The organism is Halomonas saccharevitans (assembly GCF_900116405.1).
In the GTDB taxonomy this organism is placed as follows: Bacteria; Pseudomonadota; Gammaproteobacteria; order Pseudomonadales; family Halomonadaceae; genus Halomonas; species Halomonas saccharevitans.
The window spans coordinates 1-15,084 of sequence record NZ_FPAQ01000054.1 but is presented as its reverse complement, the minus strand read 5'-3'; the positions used below and the strand labels follow the sequence as shown (position 1 = coordinate 15,084).

Sequence of the window (15,084 nt, the reverse complement as noted above, 5' to 3'; positions counted from 1 at the left end):
CTTCACGCCAAAATCTCCGATTGCCGGATGGACCGCTTGCACAAGCTGTCCCGCAGTATCGTCAACGAGAACCAAGTGATCTGCGTCGAATCCCTCAAGGTGAAGAACATGCTGCGCAACCGCTCGCTGGCTAAGTCGATCAGCGATGCAGGGTGGGGCGAATTTGTGCGCCAGGTGGAATACAAGGCGACCTGGGCGGATCGACAGGTATCGGCCATTGACCCGTGGTATCCGTCGAGCAAGCGATGCTCCGCCTGCGGGTACGTGATGCCCGAGATGCCGTTGCAGATTCGCGCCTGGACATGCCCCGAGTGCGCCGCAGAGCACGACCGTGACGTGAACGCTGCGGTCAACATTAAAGCCGCCGGGCTGGCGGTGTTAGCCCTTGGAGAGAATGTAAGTGGCATGGAGCTCGTCTCCGAGTCCGGTTCTCGGTGAATTGGGAATCCTCTTTCTTAAGGGAGAGGAGTAGTCAAGGCAGTCCCTGGCAAGAGCGGGGGGCGGCAGTTGCCGGATAAGCCCCACGCGATGGTGCGGGAAGGTGTCGGGTGTCATTCTGCCGCGTCGGGTTGCTAAAGCGCCCTGCGGGCATCGTCGAGCAGCCGCTGGGCGGCGTCGACCTGCTGTTGCGCCGCCTCCCGGGTGGTCGCGTCGCCCTGGCGTTCGGCGTGGGCCAGCTGCTGGCGGGCTCGGCGCAGCGCCTGCTCCGCCGCCTTGACGGCCATCTGCCGCTGGCGCTGCGGCGTGGGGCCGGCCGCCGCCGTGTCCGCCGAGCGCTGGCGCTGCTGGATCAGCCGCTTCTGGCGCTCCAGGCGCTTCTCGCGGGCCTGCCTGGCCAGGCGCTGCTCGCGGGCCCGATGACGACGCCGACCCAGCGCGGCGCGGCGCGCCAGGTAGGCGTCGCGCGCCGCATCGCTCTCGGCGGCCTCCCAGGCGGGATGGGGCAGCAGGTCGATGCAGTCCACGGGACAGGGCGCCACGCAGAGCTCGCAGCCGGTGCACTCGTCGGCGATGACCGTATGCATCCGCTTCGCGGCGCCGAGGATGGCATCCACCGGGCAGGCCTGGATGCACTTGGTGCAGCCGATGCACTCGTCCTCGCGGATCCAGGCTACCAGGGGCGATTGGGCCGGCTCGGCGAGCGGCACAGGCTCGCGTCCGGTCAGCTCGGCCAGCCGGGCCACCGTCGCCTCCCCGCCGGGCGGGCAGTGGTTGATCGCCTCGCCGTCGACGATCGCCTCGGCGTAGGGGCGACAGCCCGGCTGGCCGCACTTGCCGCACTGGGTCTGGGGCAGCAGGGCGTCGACCGACTCGATCAGCTCGGCGCGAGAGGCGTCAGCGGTTGGCGTCGCCACGGTCGCTCAGCTGACCCGCTGGCCCGGCTCGGCGCCGGCGTCGGGGCTGAGCAGGGTGATGCCATCGTCGTTGCCGGCGGCGAGCACCATGCCCTCGGAGACGCCGAAGCGCATCTTGCGCGGCGCCAGGTTGGCCACCATCACGGTCAGGCGTCCCTCCAGGGCCTCCGGGGCATAGGCGGCGCGGATGCCGGCGAACACGGTGCGGCTCTCGCCGCCCAGGTCCAGGGTCAGCTTGAGCAGCTTGTCGGCCTTCTCGACGTACTCGGCCTTGGCGATGCGGGCGATGCGCAGGTCGACCTTGGCGAAGTCGTCGAAGGTGATCTCGTCGGCGATCGGCGTCTCGGCCAGGGGCCCCTTGGCGGCCTCTTTCAGTTTCTGTTCTTCCACCAGATCCTCCTTCGATGCTTCCATCATGGCATCGATCTTGTCCCGCTCCACGCGGGTCATCAGCGGCTTGAACTTGGCGATCTCGTGATCCACCAGCAGGGCGTGGCGGCTGTGCCAGTCGAGGCTCTCAAGCTTGAGGAAGTCGCGGGCCTGGTCGGCCATCACCGGCACCACCGGGGCCAGGTAGACCATCAGCTGGCGGAACAGGTTGATGCCCACCGAGCAGATGTCGAGCACTTCCTGCTCGCGGCCCTCCTGCTTGGCCAGCACCCAGGGCTCGGCCTCGGCGATGTAGGTGTTGGCCTCGTCGGCCAGCTCCATGATGCGGCGCATGGCGCGGCCGAATTCACGCGCCTCGAACTCATCGGCGATCTCGTCACCGGCGGCGATGAAGCGCGCGACCATGTCGGGCTCGCTGCAGTGGGCGGCGAGTTGGCCGCCGCCGAGCTTCTTGACGAAGCCGGCGCAGCGGCTGGCGATGTTGACCACCTTGCCGACCAGGTCGCTGTTGACCCGCGCGGCGAAGTCCTCGAGGTTGAGGTCCAGGTCGTCGACCCGCGAGGTGAGCTTGGCGGCGAAGTAGTAGCGCAGGTACTCGGGGTTCAGGTGGTCGGCGTAGGTCGCCGCCTTGATGAAGGTGCCCCGGGACTTGGACATCTTGGCGCCGTTCACCGTCACGAAGCCGTGGCAGTTCACCGCCGTGGGGGTGCGGAAGTCGGCGCCGTGCAGCATGGCCGGCCAGAACAACGCGTGGAAGTAGACGATATCCTTGCCGATGAAGTGGTAGATCTCGGCGTCGGAGCCGGGCGACCAGTACGCATCGAAGTCCAGCCCCTCGCGTTCGCAGAGGTTCTTGAAGCTCGCCAGGTAGCCGATCGGCGCGTCGAGCCAGACGTAGAAGTACTTGCCCGGCGCATCGGGGATCTCGAAGCCGAAGTAGGGAGCATCGCGAGAGATGTCCCACTCGTTGAAGCCCGACTCGAACCACTCCATCAGCTTGTTGCGGATCTGCGGCTGGACATGATCATCGTCGATCCAGGCCTTCAGGAAGTCGGCGAACTCCGGCAGCTTGAAGAAGTAGTGAGTGGAACTCCTCACCTCGGGGGTGGCGCCGGAGATCGCCGAGACCGGGTCGATCAGCTCCGCCGGGGTGTAGGTGGCCCCGCACGCCTCGCAGTTGTCACCGTACTGATCCTCGGTCCTGCACTTCGGGCAGGTGCCCTTGATGAAGCGGTCGGCCAGGAAGAGCCCCTTGGCGGGGTCGTACATCTGCTCGATATCGCGGGTGGCGATGTGGCCCTTGTCGCGCAGCCGGGTGTAGATCAGCTCGCTGAAGTGGCGGTTCTCCACGGAGTGCGTCGAGTGGTAGTTGTCGAAGGCCACCCCGAAGCGGGAGAAATCGGTCTGATGGGCGCGCGAGACCCGCTCGATCAGCGCCTCCGAGGTGATGCCTTCCTGCTCCGCGCGCAGCATGATCGCGGTGCCGTGGGCGTCGTCGGCGCAGACGTAGTGGCACTCGTGGCCGCGACTCTTCTGGAAGCGCACCCAGATGTCGGTCTGGATGTACTCCAGCAGGTGGCCCAGGTGGATGTCGCCGTTGGCATAGGGCAGGGCGCTGGTGACCAGGATCTTGCGCGGAGCGGTATTCGACATGATGGCTCAGAGGTTCCCGTAGCGTGGTACATGGCGGCCGACTCGACGCCTGGGCGAAGTCGAGGCCGCCATGCGAAATATCCGTGAAATCAGGGCTGGGATTGTAGCATCTTCGTCCCCCACTGCACCCGCCTGGCGGTCGGCCATTGAGGGGCAATGATCGTCTCCTGTCGGCGCCGGGCTGGCGGGTTGATCGAGCTAGACTGAAGGAGAAGGCCCGTGCCCTCTTCTGCTGCTGGCGCGCGGTCGCCCGTCACACGTTGTCTGACCCACGGGCAAGGGATGGCAGTATGCGAATCGAGCCGCGGCATGGGAAGCAGGCGCTGCTGGCACTGGTTATGCTGGCGGGGCTGATGGCATTGGGGCTCTGGGTCTATCAGGCGGGGTGGATCGATCCCGTGCGCCTGGAGCGCTTGGGCTTGAGGCTGGGGCACTGGGGGCCGTTGATGCTGGCGGGCGTGATGGCGCTCACGGTGGTGGTGGGTCCCATTCCCACCATGGTGGTCAGCGTGGCGGCGGGCATGATTTATGATCCCCTGCTGGCCTTTGTGCTTAGCATGACCGGGGCCCTGACGGGCGCCGGCCTGAGCTTCTGGATCGCCCGGCTGGTGGGTCGGCCGGTCATCGAACGGCTCCTGCATGGGCATGTCGCCCTGTTTCCCGAGTGCCCGCAGCACATTCTTTTCAGCATGGTGCTGGTGGCCCGGCTGATTCCCGTCGTCTCCTTCGCGCTGATCAGCTATGCATCAGGGCTCACGGCGCTCTCCACGAGCCGCTTTCTGGTGGCGACGGCACTCGGCATGTCGCCGATGACTTTGATCTACGTGCTGGCCGGGAAGGGGATCGCCATCGACAGCGGCTGGGCGATGGCGGTGGGGCTGGCGATCGTCTGCCTGCTGGTCGCGCTGCCGAAGATGGTCGATGCCGGCTGGGTACCGCTGCCGGCGAGCTGGCGCGCCTTCGTCGATCATCTCAGGCATCCCCACTAGCCATCTCTTCTAGCCATCCCCTCGAGCCATCCCGGTGAATGCTTCCTGCTAGGCATCCCTGAAAGCCATCTTCCACCGCGGCGACGCGGCCGGCCGTCGCGGCTCATCCCGTCGCCGCGAGGCGATAGACCCCGAAGTGATCGAGCCCCCGGTCGGCCAGGTGCAGGGCCTGCATGCGACTCATCACCCCCTGGTCACAGTAGAGCAGGTACTCGCGGTCGGCGGGCAGGTGCTGCGCCTGGTCCTGTAGTTCGTAGAAGGGGATCTCCAGGCAGGGCACGTCGGCAAGTTTGAGCGGTGTTTCCTCGCACTCGTCGGGCCTTCGGATGTCGATCACGCTGACCGCCGGCATCTCGGCGAGCCGCGCCGGGCCATCGACGACGGTCACCTCGCCGGGCTCGCACGGCTTATCCCCCAGCCGATTGGCTCGGGTCACGGTGGCGGCGTCGACGGCGGCCTCCAGCACCGAGAAGTCGAAGGCGGCCTCGGCGGCCATCACCTTGTCGGCGGGGGCACGGGTGTGGGGGCGTCGCGATATGACGCCGCAGTACTCCGGCATCTGCTCGGCGAAGCGGGCGGTATCGATGCGCCGGGCGGTGTCGATGATTTCCTGCTTGTCCTCGGTGACCAGCGGTCGCAGGATCGGCCGCTCGCTGGCGGCATCGATCAGCGCCAGGTTGGTGAGCGTCTGGCTCGAGACCTGGGCGATGGCGTCACCGGTGACCAGCATCGGGATGTTCGCACGGGCCGCGATGCGGCTGGCCACGCGGACCATCATGCGCTTGAGGATCACCCCCATCAGGCCGTCGGGAATGCTGCGCAGGATCTCGGCGACCACGCCCTCGAAGGGCACCGAGGTGAAGTCGACGTTGTGCGAGGCGCTGTAGCGTTGCCAGAGGTGATGGGTCACCTCCTTGACGCCCGCCTCATGGGCCGGCCCGCCCAGGTTGAAGAACAGATAGTGCGTCTTGATGCCGCGGCGCAGCATGCGCCAGGCGGCGACCGGCGAATCGAAGCCGCCCGAGACCAGCGCCAGGGCCTCGCCCTGCACGCCCAGCGGGTAGCCGCCGAGGCCGGGGCGGCGCGAGCGGATCAGCTGCAGTCGCTCCCCGGTCAGCTCCACCGATACCACCACCTCAGGATGCTTCAGATCGACCCGCGCCGAGGGTTCGGCCGCCAGCAGGGCGCTGCCGAGGTGGCGTTCCAGATCCACCGATGAGAAAGCATGCTCGCCGCGTCGCTTGGCGCGGACGCGAAACCGGCGACCGGCGATCGCCGGCGTCCAGTGGGGCACGATCCACTCGGCGGCCTCATCGAGCGAGACGCAGGAGACCTCCTGAGTCGCCAGCACCTCATTGATGCCGGGGATGCGCGTCAGGCTCTCTTCCAGCTCGTGTTTACGCTCGGGGGGCAGGGACTGTGGGAAGCGTACGCGCAGAGCGTCCCAGCTGGCCTTCACGCGCACGCCGGGTTCCAGCAGGCGCAGGGTATTGCGCACGTTGCTGGCCAGGCAGCGGGTCATGTGTTGACGCACGGAGCGGGACTTGATGGTGATTTCGGGGTGGAGCTTGAGCAGATAGGTCATTCGAGGGGAGCAGCAGTGACGATGTGGCCGGCATTCTACCAACGTCGTGTACCGCTCGCACGGCGCAGCCTCGCCTGGGGAAGGTACCTTACTGCCGCGCCCGGCATAAGGCCGGGCGCGATCACGCAGACACCGTCGGGCGACAGGGCTCAGTAGAGCGCCTGCTCCTCCCTGGCGACTTCCTTGAGCAGCTCCAGGAATAGCCGGTCGGCCTCAGAGTGCTCGGTGGGATCCTCGGGGATGTGCACGCTGGTGGTTTCGGAGATCTCGTTGGCGATCCGCGCCATCACATCGCCGTCGCCCGCTTCGGTGAGCTGGCGCCGGGTAATGTCCAGTGACTGCTCGAGAATCTTCGGATCCTGCAGAAGTTTCTTGATGAAGCCCCGCAGCTCGTTGATCACGCGGGTCTTCTGGATTTCCGATGAGGCCATGACGTTCTCCTTGGTGTAACCACGCCGTTTCGGTGACGGTCAGACGATACCACGTTTGCCGCCGTGCGTGACGCTAGGCCGCCTTCACTCGTGCCGCCTGGGTACGGCATGTCTTCGTGTCGCTCAGGCGGAAGGTGGACAAATGCCGCTGCTAAGTTACTATTGATTACAAACCGACACATCATGCAAAGGCATGAAGCGTTTAACGCCGTTGCTTGCTCGACTTTCCTGCCCGGCACTAACGTTGTGCGATGGCCGTAATCCGCGAGTGGCAAAAGGCGTCAGTCGGCTTGCTGAAGATGGGTAAAAGCCGTCACGACAACACCACTACCTCATCGCCCGGCATGTTGGTTCGCTTTCGCACATGCCACCGCTCCTCTAAAGGGAATGCCCATGAAATTCATCGCCGATGCTGTGCCACTCGTCCACGCCCGCCGTCTCGTCGGTTCCGTCGTCGTGGGCGCGTCCCTGTCGCTTGCGCCGATCGCCGCGGCGGTCGCCCAGTCGCTGCCCCAGGGCCTGGCGGTTCCGGGGAGCACCGACCTTCGCCGGGTCGTGCAGCAGGCGATCTCGACCAACCCTGAAGTCATGGCGGCCTTCAACGGCTTCCAGGCCGCGGGTAACGATATCGGCGTTGCGCGAGGCAACTACCTGCCGAGCGTCGATGTGGCGGCGGGTATCGGCCTGGAGGACCGCCAGCTCGATGAGCGTGGCAGCTACGATACCAGCTACGCCGAGCTGACCATCACCCAGATGCTCTGGGACGGCCTGGCCACGGCCAGCGAGGTCGAGCGCCTCGATCGTGCCGAGCTGGTGCGCTACTACGAGCTGCTGGGGGCGAGCGAGGAGGTGGCGCTGGAAGCGACCCGCGCTTACCTGGACGTGCAGCGCCGCCGTGAACTGGTGCGTCTGGCTCAGGACAACTACCGCGAGCACCTGCGGGTCTACAACCAGATCGAGGAGCGGGCGATGTCGGGGGCGGGGCGACGCGTCGACCTGGAGCAGATCAGTGGTCGTCTGGCGCTGGCCGAGTCCAACCTGCTGACCGAGGCTTCCAACCTGCACGACGTGACGGCGCGCTTCCAGCGCATCGTCGGCGGCCTGCCGGCCGAGAACCTGGCGCCGGTGCCGGAGATGGACGAGCGCCTGCCGGCGGATGTCGGCCGGGCCGTCGACCTGGCCTTTCAGGGCAATCCCGAGTTCCACGCGGCCATCGAGAACATCGAGGCCTCCCGCGCCGAGCAGCGTGGGACCCGCTCGGCCTTCCAGCCGCGCCTCGATCTGCGCGGCCGTACCGGCACCTATGAGAACAACGACGGCAGCTACGACGGGGTTGCCGACGGCGAGCATCGTGATCGCCACAGCATTGAGCTGGTGGCCAGCATGAACCTCTATCGCGGCGGCAGCGACCGTGCCTCCTTCCTGGCCGCCAGTGAGCGGGTCGAGCAGGCCGTCAACCTGCGAGAGAAGGCCTGCGTCGACGTCCGCCAGACCACCCAGATCGCCTACAACGATACCCAGCGACTGCGCGAGCAGCTGCGCTACCTCAACGAGCATCGCCAGTCGATCGACCGGGTCCGCGGGGCCTATCAGCAGCAGTTCGATATCGGCCAGCGCACCCTGCTCGACGTCCTCGACAGCGAGAACGAGTACTTCGAGGCGAGTCGCGCCTATGCCAATGCCCAATATGACGTGGCGCTGGCCGATGCACGCACCCTGGCCGCCATGGGCCAGCTGATGCAGACGCTTGAGGTACGTCGCGACGACATGCCAACGCTGGCAGAGCTCGGCAGCGACGGGGTGGCGATCAATCCCGACGTGATCTGTCCCGCCCAGGGCCCCCAGGGCTTCACCCTGGCCGACTTCACCGGCGGCATCGAGGCGCCGGCTCGGGCACCGGACGTGACCCTCTCCGCCGATGCCCTGTTCGAGATCAACAGCGCCGAGCTGAGCGGCGATGCCCGCGCCGAGCTCGATGCGCTGGCCGCCGAGATTCGCGGCATGAACAATTTGGCCCGGGTGTTCATCGCCGGCCATGCCGACATCACCGGCTCTGATGCCATCAACGACCCGCTCTCCCGGGCACGTGCCGACAGCGTGGCGCGCTATCTGGCCAGCCAAGGGGTCGAGCGAGGGTTGATCGAGACCCGCGGCTATGGCTCCCGCCAGCCGGTGGCTAGCAACGCCACGGTGGACGGACGTCGCCAGAACCGTCGCGTCGAGGTCACCCTGGAGCGTGTCGGCGAGAACCTGGATCTCAGCGGCCTCGATAGTGATCTCAAGGCCGGTTCACCGACACCAAGTGGTGAGCTTGCCGCCGCTTGGCGCGACGCTCAGGGCCTCGCCGGTAGCTATGCGGTTCGCGGTTGACCGGACGACCGGGCGGAGCGCGAGCAGGATAAGGCATGCTGTAATGCCCCGCTCCACCGTGAACGCGGTGGGGCGATTTGACGTATGAGGTGGCTGTGTCACAGAAAGAAGAGCTGGATCCGGGCCCGGGGCCCTCTCGATCGGCGGTGCGTGATGAACTGCTCGAGTGCCTCCAGACTATTGCTCAAGTGCATGATCGTGCGGCCACGGCCGAGTCGCTGATCGCCGGCCTGCCCCTCGAAGAGGGGCGCCTGACGCCCGGCGTCTTCGCTCGCGCCGCGTCTCGCGCTGGGCTCACCGCACGGATCACCGAGAGCCGCCTGGTACAGCTCAACCCCGCCCTGTTTCCCGCCGTGCTGCTGCTCGAGCCGGGGCGCGCCTGCGTGCTGGTGGCCCTGGACCTGAAGGCGCGGCGTGCGCGGGTGATCTTCCCCGAGCTGGGCGATGCCGAGACCGAGGTGAGCCTGGACGGCCTGCAGCAGAGCTTCAGCGGCCAGGCGATCTATGTGCGCCCGCGCTTTCGGTTCGACGCCCGTGGGCCCGAGGTCAACCGCCAGCGTTCGCGTCACTGGTTTTGGGGCGTGATCCGCGAGAATCGCAAGCTCTATCGCGACGTCATCGCGGGTTCGGTGGTCATCAACCTCTTTGCGGTGGCTATGCCGCTGTTCGTGCTCAACGTCTACGACCGGGTGGTGCCGAACCACGCCACCGAGACGCTCTGGGTGCTGGCGGCGGGGATCTTCATCGTGCTCTGCTTCGACCTGGCCCTGCGACTGATGCGCAACGCCTTCGTCGATCTGGCGGCCAGTCGCGCCGACGTCAAGCTGTCGTCGTCGATCATGGCCCGGGTGCTGGGGTTGCGCATGGAGGCGCGGCCGGCCTCCACGGGGTCCTTCGCGGCCACCCTGCAGTCCTTCGAGTCGGTGCGGGCCTTCATCGGCTCGGCTACGGTGGTGTCGCTGGTCGATCTGCCCTTCGTGCTGATGTTCGTGGGTATCATCGCGCTGATCGGTCCGCCGCTGGTGATTCCGCTGCTGGTCGGCATCGTCTTCGTGCTGCTCTATGCCATGGCCGCCCAGGGCAAGCTTCATGAACTCTCCGAGACCACCTGGCGGGTGGGGGCCCAGCGCAACGCTACCCTGGTGGAATCGGTCTCCAGCCTGGAAACGGTCAAGTCGTTGCGCGCCGAGAGCCGTATCCAGGGCAGCTGGGAGAAGGCCTCGGCCTTCCTGTCGCGCACCTCCGCTCAGCTGCGCCTGGTCAGCTCCTCGGTGTCGAGCGTGGCACTCTGGGCCCAGCACAGCGTGGCGGTATGCGTAATCCTCATCGGGGTCTTCCAGATCATCGAAGGTAATCTGACCCAGGGCGGGCTGATTGCAGCCTACCTGCTGTCGTCTCGCGCCATGGCCCCGATCAGCCAGGCGGCGGCGCTGCTGGCGCAGTATCACCAGGCTTCCACTGCGCTGCAGTCCCTCGATGAGGTGATGGAGCGCCCGGTGGAGCGACCCGAGGGCAAGGCCTTCATCGATCGCCCGGTGGTGCGCGGCGAGATCCGTTTCGACAAGGTCTCGCTGCGCTATCCCGAGGCGGAGCGCGATGCCCTGCGCGACGTCTCATTGACCATTGAGCCGGGTGAGCGGGTGGCGCTGCTGGGGCGCGTGGGCTGTGGCAAGACCACGCTCAACAAGCTGCTGCTGGGGCTCTACCAGCCCACGGCGGGCGCGGTCATGATCGATGACGTGGACATCCGACAGTTCGATCCGCTGCAGCTGCGCCGCCACATCGGCTACGTGTCCCAGGACGTCAGCCTGTTTTACGGCTCGCTGCGCGACAACATCCTCGCCGGCGGCGGCAGCGACGGCGTGGATGACGAGGCACTGCTGCGGGCGATCAAGTTGAGCGGCCTCGACGGCCTGGTCAACGGCCACCCCCAAGGCGTCGACCTGCCGGTGGGCGAACGCGGCCAGATGCTCTCCGGTGGCCAGCGCCAAGCCGTGGCCATCGCTCGAGCGATGGTCCACGATCCGCGCATCCTGCTGCTCGACGAGCCGACCAGCGCCATGGATCACGCCAGCGAGGAGGCCTTCAAGGCCAGCCTCAAGTCCTACGGCCAGGGCAAGACCCTGGTGATCGTCACCCACCGCACCTCGCTGCTGTCGCTGGTCGATCGCATCCTGGTCATCGATGGCGGCAAGGTGGTGGCCGACGGGCCGCGGGACAAGGTGGTGGAGGCCCTGCGCAAGGGACAGATCGGGAGGGCCAGCTGATGACCGAGTCTCGCAAGAGCGCCGAGCAGCAGGGCTTCGAGGCCATCGGCCGTTTCTCCGAGACGGGCGGGCGACCGTTTCGCCCCTTCATCGATCGACTCTTCGCTCGCCGCGTCAGCGCGGCGCACCTGAATCGCGACTGGGCAAGCGACGCCGACTGGGCGCGGCTGCAGCAAGACCCGATCCGAGCCCGGGCCTTTCTCTACGTGGTGGTACTGGCCGTGGCGGCGCTGCTGGTCTGGGCCTGGCTGGCGCCTATCGACGAGGTGACCCGCGGTACCGGGCGGGTTATCCCCTCCAGCCAGCTGCAGCGGGTGCAGTCCTTCGACGGTGGGGTGGTGCAGGAGATCCTGGTGCGCGAGGGCGAGCGCGTCGAGGCCGGCGAACTGCTGATGCGCATCGACCCCACACGGTTTCTGTCGACGTTCCGCGAGAATCGCGCCACGGCTCAGTCGCTGCAGGCGCGCGCCGAGCGCCTGAGGGCGCTGGCCACCGGGTCGTCATTCACGCCCGCGGACGCGCTCTTCGAGCAGGCCCCGGCGATCGTGGCCCAGGAGCGTGCGCTGTATGAGAGCGGCCTCGACAAGCTCTCCGAGGAGCAGAGCATCCTCGAGGAGCGGCTCGCCCAGCGCCGCGCCGAACTCGAGGAGGCCCAGTCGCGGCGGGATACCGCGGCACGGGAGCTCGGCATGGCCAGTCAGGAACTCAATCTCACGCGGCCTCTGCTGCAGTCCGGCGCCGTCTCCGAGGTCGAGGTGCTGCGACTGCGGCGTGATGTTTCGAGGGCCAGCGGCGAGCGCACCCAGGCGGCCGCTCAGGTAGAGCGCCTGCAGTCGGCGATCGATGAGGCCCAGGCCCAGCTTCGTGAAGTGGAGCTGAACGCCCGTAACGAGTGGCGAACCGAGCTCTCGCGGACCCTGGGCGAGCTGGCCGCGCTCGATGAGTCGAGCGCCGGGCTCGAGGATCGGGTGCGCCTGTCGGAGATCCGCTCGCCGGTCGACGGCGTGGTGCAGCGCCTGGGGATCAATACTCTCGGCGGGGTGGTACAGCCCGGCCAGGAGGTGGTCGACATCGTACCCACCGACGATGCCCTGCTGGTGGAGGCGCGCATCGCCCCCCAGGACATCGCCTTCCTGCGGCCCGGCCAGCCGGCGACCATCAAGCTGACCGCCTACGACTTCGCCATCTACGGCGGCCTCGAGGCCGAGCTCGATCACATCAGCGCCGACACCATCACCGACGACGAGGGCAATACCTTCTACCTGGTGCGGGTGCGCACGCGAGAGGATGCCCAGCGGCACCGGGAACTGGAGGTGATTCCGGGCATGACGGCCCAGGTGGACATCCTGACCGGCAAGCGCACCGTGATGCAGTACCTGCTCAAGCCCGTGCTGCGGGCCTGGGAGAACTCCATGGGAGAACGTTGATGACACAGCTCTTCGTCTGTCACGGGCGTGACGATATCCCGCGTTGGCAAGCCGCTTTCAGTGAGGCGCGCCTCGTCAGTCGCCAGCAGGCCCGTGCTCAGGCAGGGGAAGGCGACAGCGTATGGGTGGTGAGCCATATCGAGGCCTGGCCAACCCTTGTCACCCTGCTAAGTGGTCGGGGGGCCATCGTCAAGGTGCTGAGCTATGCGCCCGACCCGCTGGAGGCCCTGCGGGCACTCGACGCCGGCGCCCGCGGCTATGCCCATGCCCTGTCACCTCCCGAACTTCTGCGCCAGATGGCGCTGGTGACGAGTCACCGGGGAATCTGGGTGCCACCCGAACTGCTGGCTCAGGTCATGGGCAGCGCCTACCGGGCCCTCGGTGGCGAGTCGCGACAGCAGGACGAAGTCCTGTCGGAGTTGACCGAGCGCGAGCGGGCCGTGGCGCTGGCTGTCGCGGAAGGCCAGAGCAACAAGGAGGTCGCACGCCGGCTCGAGATCACCGAGCGCTCGGTCAAGGCCCACCTCGGTGCCATCTTCCGCAAGCTTGGCGTGCGCGACCGGCTGCAGTTGATCCTGAAGCTCGGTCAGCGGGAAACCGCCTGACGTTTACCTTCCCTTACGGTTGAGGTCTGATTCGGCCGCCTCGAGTCATGCCGACTGTCAGCAGGCCGAACCATGGCCATCGGTACAATAGTGTGGCCTTCACGGCTGCTCTAGTGTCTGGGTATCAGCCGTTCTTCCTTGGGCGGCCTCGCACGCGATTCGTACGCAGGGAGTCGACTCATGACCATCGCTACCATCATCTCCATTACTGGCCAGGCCTGGGCGCGCGATGCCTCGGGCGATCTCCGCGAGCTGCGGGTGGGCGATACCCTGCAGGAGGGTGAGATTCTCGTCACCTCCGATAATGGCCGGGTGGTGCTCGATTTCGCCGACGGCCTTGACCCCACCGTGATTGGCGGAGGGCAGGAGATCGCCATCTCGGCCGATCTCGACGCCGAGCAGCCGGTGACCGCGGAGGAGGCCAGCGTCCAGGATGACGATCTGGAAGCGCTGCTGACGGCCCTCGAGGAGGGCGAGGGCGACCTGCTCGAGGGACTCGATGCCACCGCAGCAGGCGCCGGGGGCGCCGGTGGCCCGGGCGGTGGTCATGACTTCGTGCGTCTGGCGCGCATCAGCGAGAACCTCGATCCGCTCGCCTTCGAATACGGCTTAAACTCTCTGGGCGCAACCTTCGAGACTCAGGATCAAGCGCTCGATGAAGCGCCGGACTCTATACCGACTGTCGCGACGGTCGATCTTAATGGTAACGGTGATGTCGTGTGGGAAGCTGCCCTCTCCGAGGGCAGCGGTGGCGGCACGCTGAACACGTCCGGGGCGTTTCAGATCGATACTGGCGATGATCTTCTGGCTCTCATCGAGGTGCAGAACGTAAATGGCACCTGGATTGCTGTCACGGCCGACGGCACCGAGGTAAGCGGTGAGTATGGCACGCTGAGCGTGAACACCGATGGCAGCTGGTCCTACACCCTGACCCAGAGTGCTGATCATCCTGTATCCGGCGAGAGCGGTGAGGCCGATCAGTTACAGGATCTGTTCGGGGTACGCGTGACCGATGATGATGGCGATGTCTCTGCCCCCGCGACGCTCACTATCGACATCAACGATGATGCTCCGACGGCCCGGGATGACATGGCGAGCCTTCGGGAAGACGATGCGAGTGACATTATCAGCGGCAACGTCCTGATCAATGACACCCTGGGCGCCGACCGTCCCGAGGGCGTGACGTTTGACGCTGCCGACGTCAGCGGCGTGCAGTACGGTACCTTCACCGACAACGGCGACGGCACCTGGAGCTATCAGCTCGACAACGGCAATTCCGCCGTGCAGGCGCTGGGCGAGGGCGACAGCCTCACCGAGACCTTCGCCTACACCCTGACCGATGCCGACGGCGACACCAGTCAAGCCGACCTGACGGTGACCATCACCGGTCAGGACGATGGCGTGACGCTGACCGGCCTCAGCGCCGAAGGCGCCGAGCAGAGCGTTGACGAAGCCGCCCTGGCGGATGGCTCCAGCCCGGATGCCGCCGCGCTGACCCAGAGCGGCAGCTTCAGCTTCACCGCCCTGGACGAGCTGGGCAGCCTGAGCGTGGGCGGCCAGAGCCTGAGCCTGGCCGACCTGCAGGGACTGTCCGCCAGCACGCCGGTCACCCTGACCAGCGCCTTCGGCACGCTGACCCTGACCGGCTTCAGCGGCGATGCCGCCGGCGGCACGCTGGATTACAGCTACACCCTGACCGCCACCGTCGACAACGACAGCGTCACGGACGCGACCGACACGGGTTACCTGGACAGCTTCGCGGTCAGCGTCGTCGACACCGACGGCAGCAGTGCCAGCGCCTCGCTGGACATCCAGATCGTCGACGACGCTCCCACGGCCGAGGACGACACCCTGACCCCGGCCGTGGCCGAAGACACCGCGCTGCAGATCAATACGAGCACGCTGATCGGCAACGATACGCAGGGGGCCGACGGTGCCACCGTCACCGGTGTCAGCGCGACGTCCGCTAACGGCGGCACGGTATCCCTCAGCAACGGGGTCGTGACCTACAC

The 15,084-nt window shown here is 66.8% G+C and carries 11 protein-coding genes; 7 read left to right on the top strand and 4 right to left on the bottom strand.

The window, feature by feature from the left end; translation table 11 throughout:
- A partial coding sequence (locus BM388_RS16380) for an RNA-guided endonuclease TnpB family protein (protein ID WP_139233972.1) occupies positions 1-438 on the top strand: 438 nt, incomplete at its 5' end.
- Positions 439-572: 134 nt separating this feature from the next.
- Here the strand turns inward: BM388_RS16380 and rsxB are convergent.
- Both rsxB and metG read right to left on the bottom strand, forming a co-directional pair.
- Positions 573-1,355: an electron transport complex subunit RsxB gene (rsxB, locus tag BM388_RS16375; RefSeq protein ID WP_089852143.1), complete on the bottom strand. Its 783-nt coding sequence runs from the start codon at positions 1,353-1,355 to the stop codon at positions 573-575.
- Positions 1,356-1,361: 6 nt separating this feature from the next.
- Positions 1,362-3,398, bottom strand: coding sequence for a methionine--tRNA ligase (gene metG / locus BM388_RS16370; protein ID WP_089852141.1), 2,037 nt, complete (start codon positions 3,396-3,398; stop codon positions 1,362-1,364).
- A 290-nt stretch (positions 3,399-3,688) separates the two neighbouring features.
- Between metG and BM388_RS16365 the strand changes: the two genes are divergently transcribed.
- A complete protein-coding gene (locus tag BM388_RS16365) occupies positions 3,689-4,387 on the top strand; it encodes a TVP38/TMEM64 family protein (RefSeq protein ID WP_089852122.1) in 699 nt (232 codons plus the stop codon).
- A gap of 103 nt (positions 4,388-4,490) precedes the next feature.
- Here the strand turns inward: BM388_RS16365 and thiI are convergent, their stop codons facing one another.
- The gene (thiI, locus tag BM388_RS16360; protein ID WP_089852120.1) at positions 4,491-5,972 is read right to left on the bottom strand and encodes a tRNA uracil 4-sulfurtransferase ThiI; all 1,482 of its coding nucleotides are present in this window, start codon (positions 5,970-5,972) and stop codon (positions 4,491-4,493) included.
- A 149-nt stretch (positions 5,973-6,121) separates the two neighbouring features.
- On the bottom strand, positions 6,122-6,403 hold the full coding sequence (locus tag BM388_RS16355; RefSeq protein ID WP_089852118.1) for a hypothetical protein: 282 nt from the start codon (positions 6,401-6,403) through the stop codon (positions 6,122-6,124).
- Between the two features lie 393 nt (positions 6,404-6,796).
- Here BM388_RS16355 and BM388_RS16350 point away from each other — a divergent pair, with 393 nt between their 5' ends.
- The 5 genes from BM388_RS16350 to BM388_RS16330 form a co-directional block, all read left to right on the top strand.
- Positions 6,797-8,773, top strand: a complete 1,977-nt coding sequence (locus BM388_RS16350) for a TolC family outer membrane protein (protein ID WP_089852116.1) — start codon at positions 6,797-6,799, stop codon at positions 8,771-8,773.
- A gap of 95 nt (positions 8,774-8,868) precedes the next feature.
- Positions 8,869-11,040 carry a type I secretion system permease/ATPase gene (locus BM388_RS16345; protein ID WP_089852114.1) on the top strand — a complete coding sequence of 724 codons (2,172 nt, stop codon included), beginning with the start codon at positions 8,869-8,871 and terminating at the stop codon, positions 11,038-11,040.
- Complete coding sequence (locus tag BM388_RS16340) at positions 11,040-12,467, top strand: HlyD family type I secretion periplasmic adaptor subunit (RefSeq protein WP_089852112.1); 1,428 nt, start codon at positions 11,040-11,042, stop codon at positions 12,465-12,467. The genes BM388_RS16345 and BM388_RS16340 overlap by 1 nt, the downstream gene beginning before the upstream one ends.
- Positions 12,467-13,072: a response regulator transcription factor gene (locus tag BM388_RS16335; protein ID WP_089852110.1), complete on the top strand. Its 606-nt coding sequence runs from the start codon at positions 12,467-12,469 to the stop codon at positions 13,070-13,072. Before BM388_RS16340 ends, BM388_RS16335 begins: the two co-directional genes overlap by 1 nt.
- Before the next feature lie 180 nt (positions 13,073-13,252).
- A partial coding sequence (locus BM388_RS16330; protein WP_139233971.1) for a retention module-containing protein occupies positions 13,253-15,084 on the top strand: 1,832 nt, incomplete at its 3' end.

Excerpts from the sequence above, each read along its gene's own strand:
- BM388_RS16335 (WP_089852110.1), top strand. The coding sequence starts at position 12,467 with ATGACACAGCTCTTCGTCTGTCACGGGCGTGACGATATCCCGCGTTGG.
- thiI (WP_089852120.1), bottom strand. The coding sequence starts at position 5,972 with ATGACCTATCTGCTCAAGCTCCACCCCGAAATCACCATCAAGTCCCGC.
- metG (WP_089852141.1), bottom strand. The coding sequence starts at position 3,398 with ATGTCGAATACCGCTCCGCGCAAGATCCTGGTCACCAGCGCCCTGCCC.
- BM388_RS16365 (WP_089852122.1), top strand. The coding sequence starts at position 3,689 with ATGCGAATCGAGCCGCGGCATGGGAAGCAGGCGCTGCTGGCACTGGTT.
- BM388_RS16355 (WP_089852118.1), bottom strand. The coding sequence starts at position 6,403 with ATGGCCTCATCGGAAATCCAGAAGACCCGCGTGATCAACGAGCTGCGG.
- BM388_RS16340 (WP_089852112.1), top strand. The coding sequence starts at position 11,040 with ATGACCGAGTCTCGCAAGAGCGCCGAGCAGCAGGGCTTCGAGGCCATC.
- BM388_RS16350 (WP_089852116.1), top strand. The coding sequence starts at position 6,797 with ATGAAATTCATCGCCGATGCTGTGCCACTCGTCCACGCCCGCCGTCTC.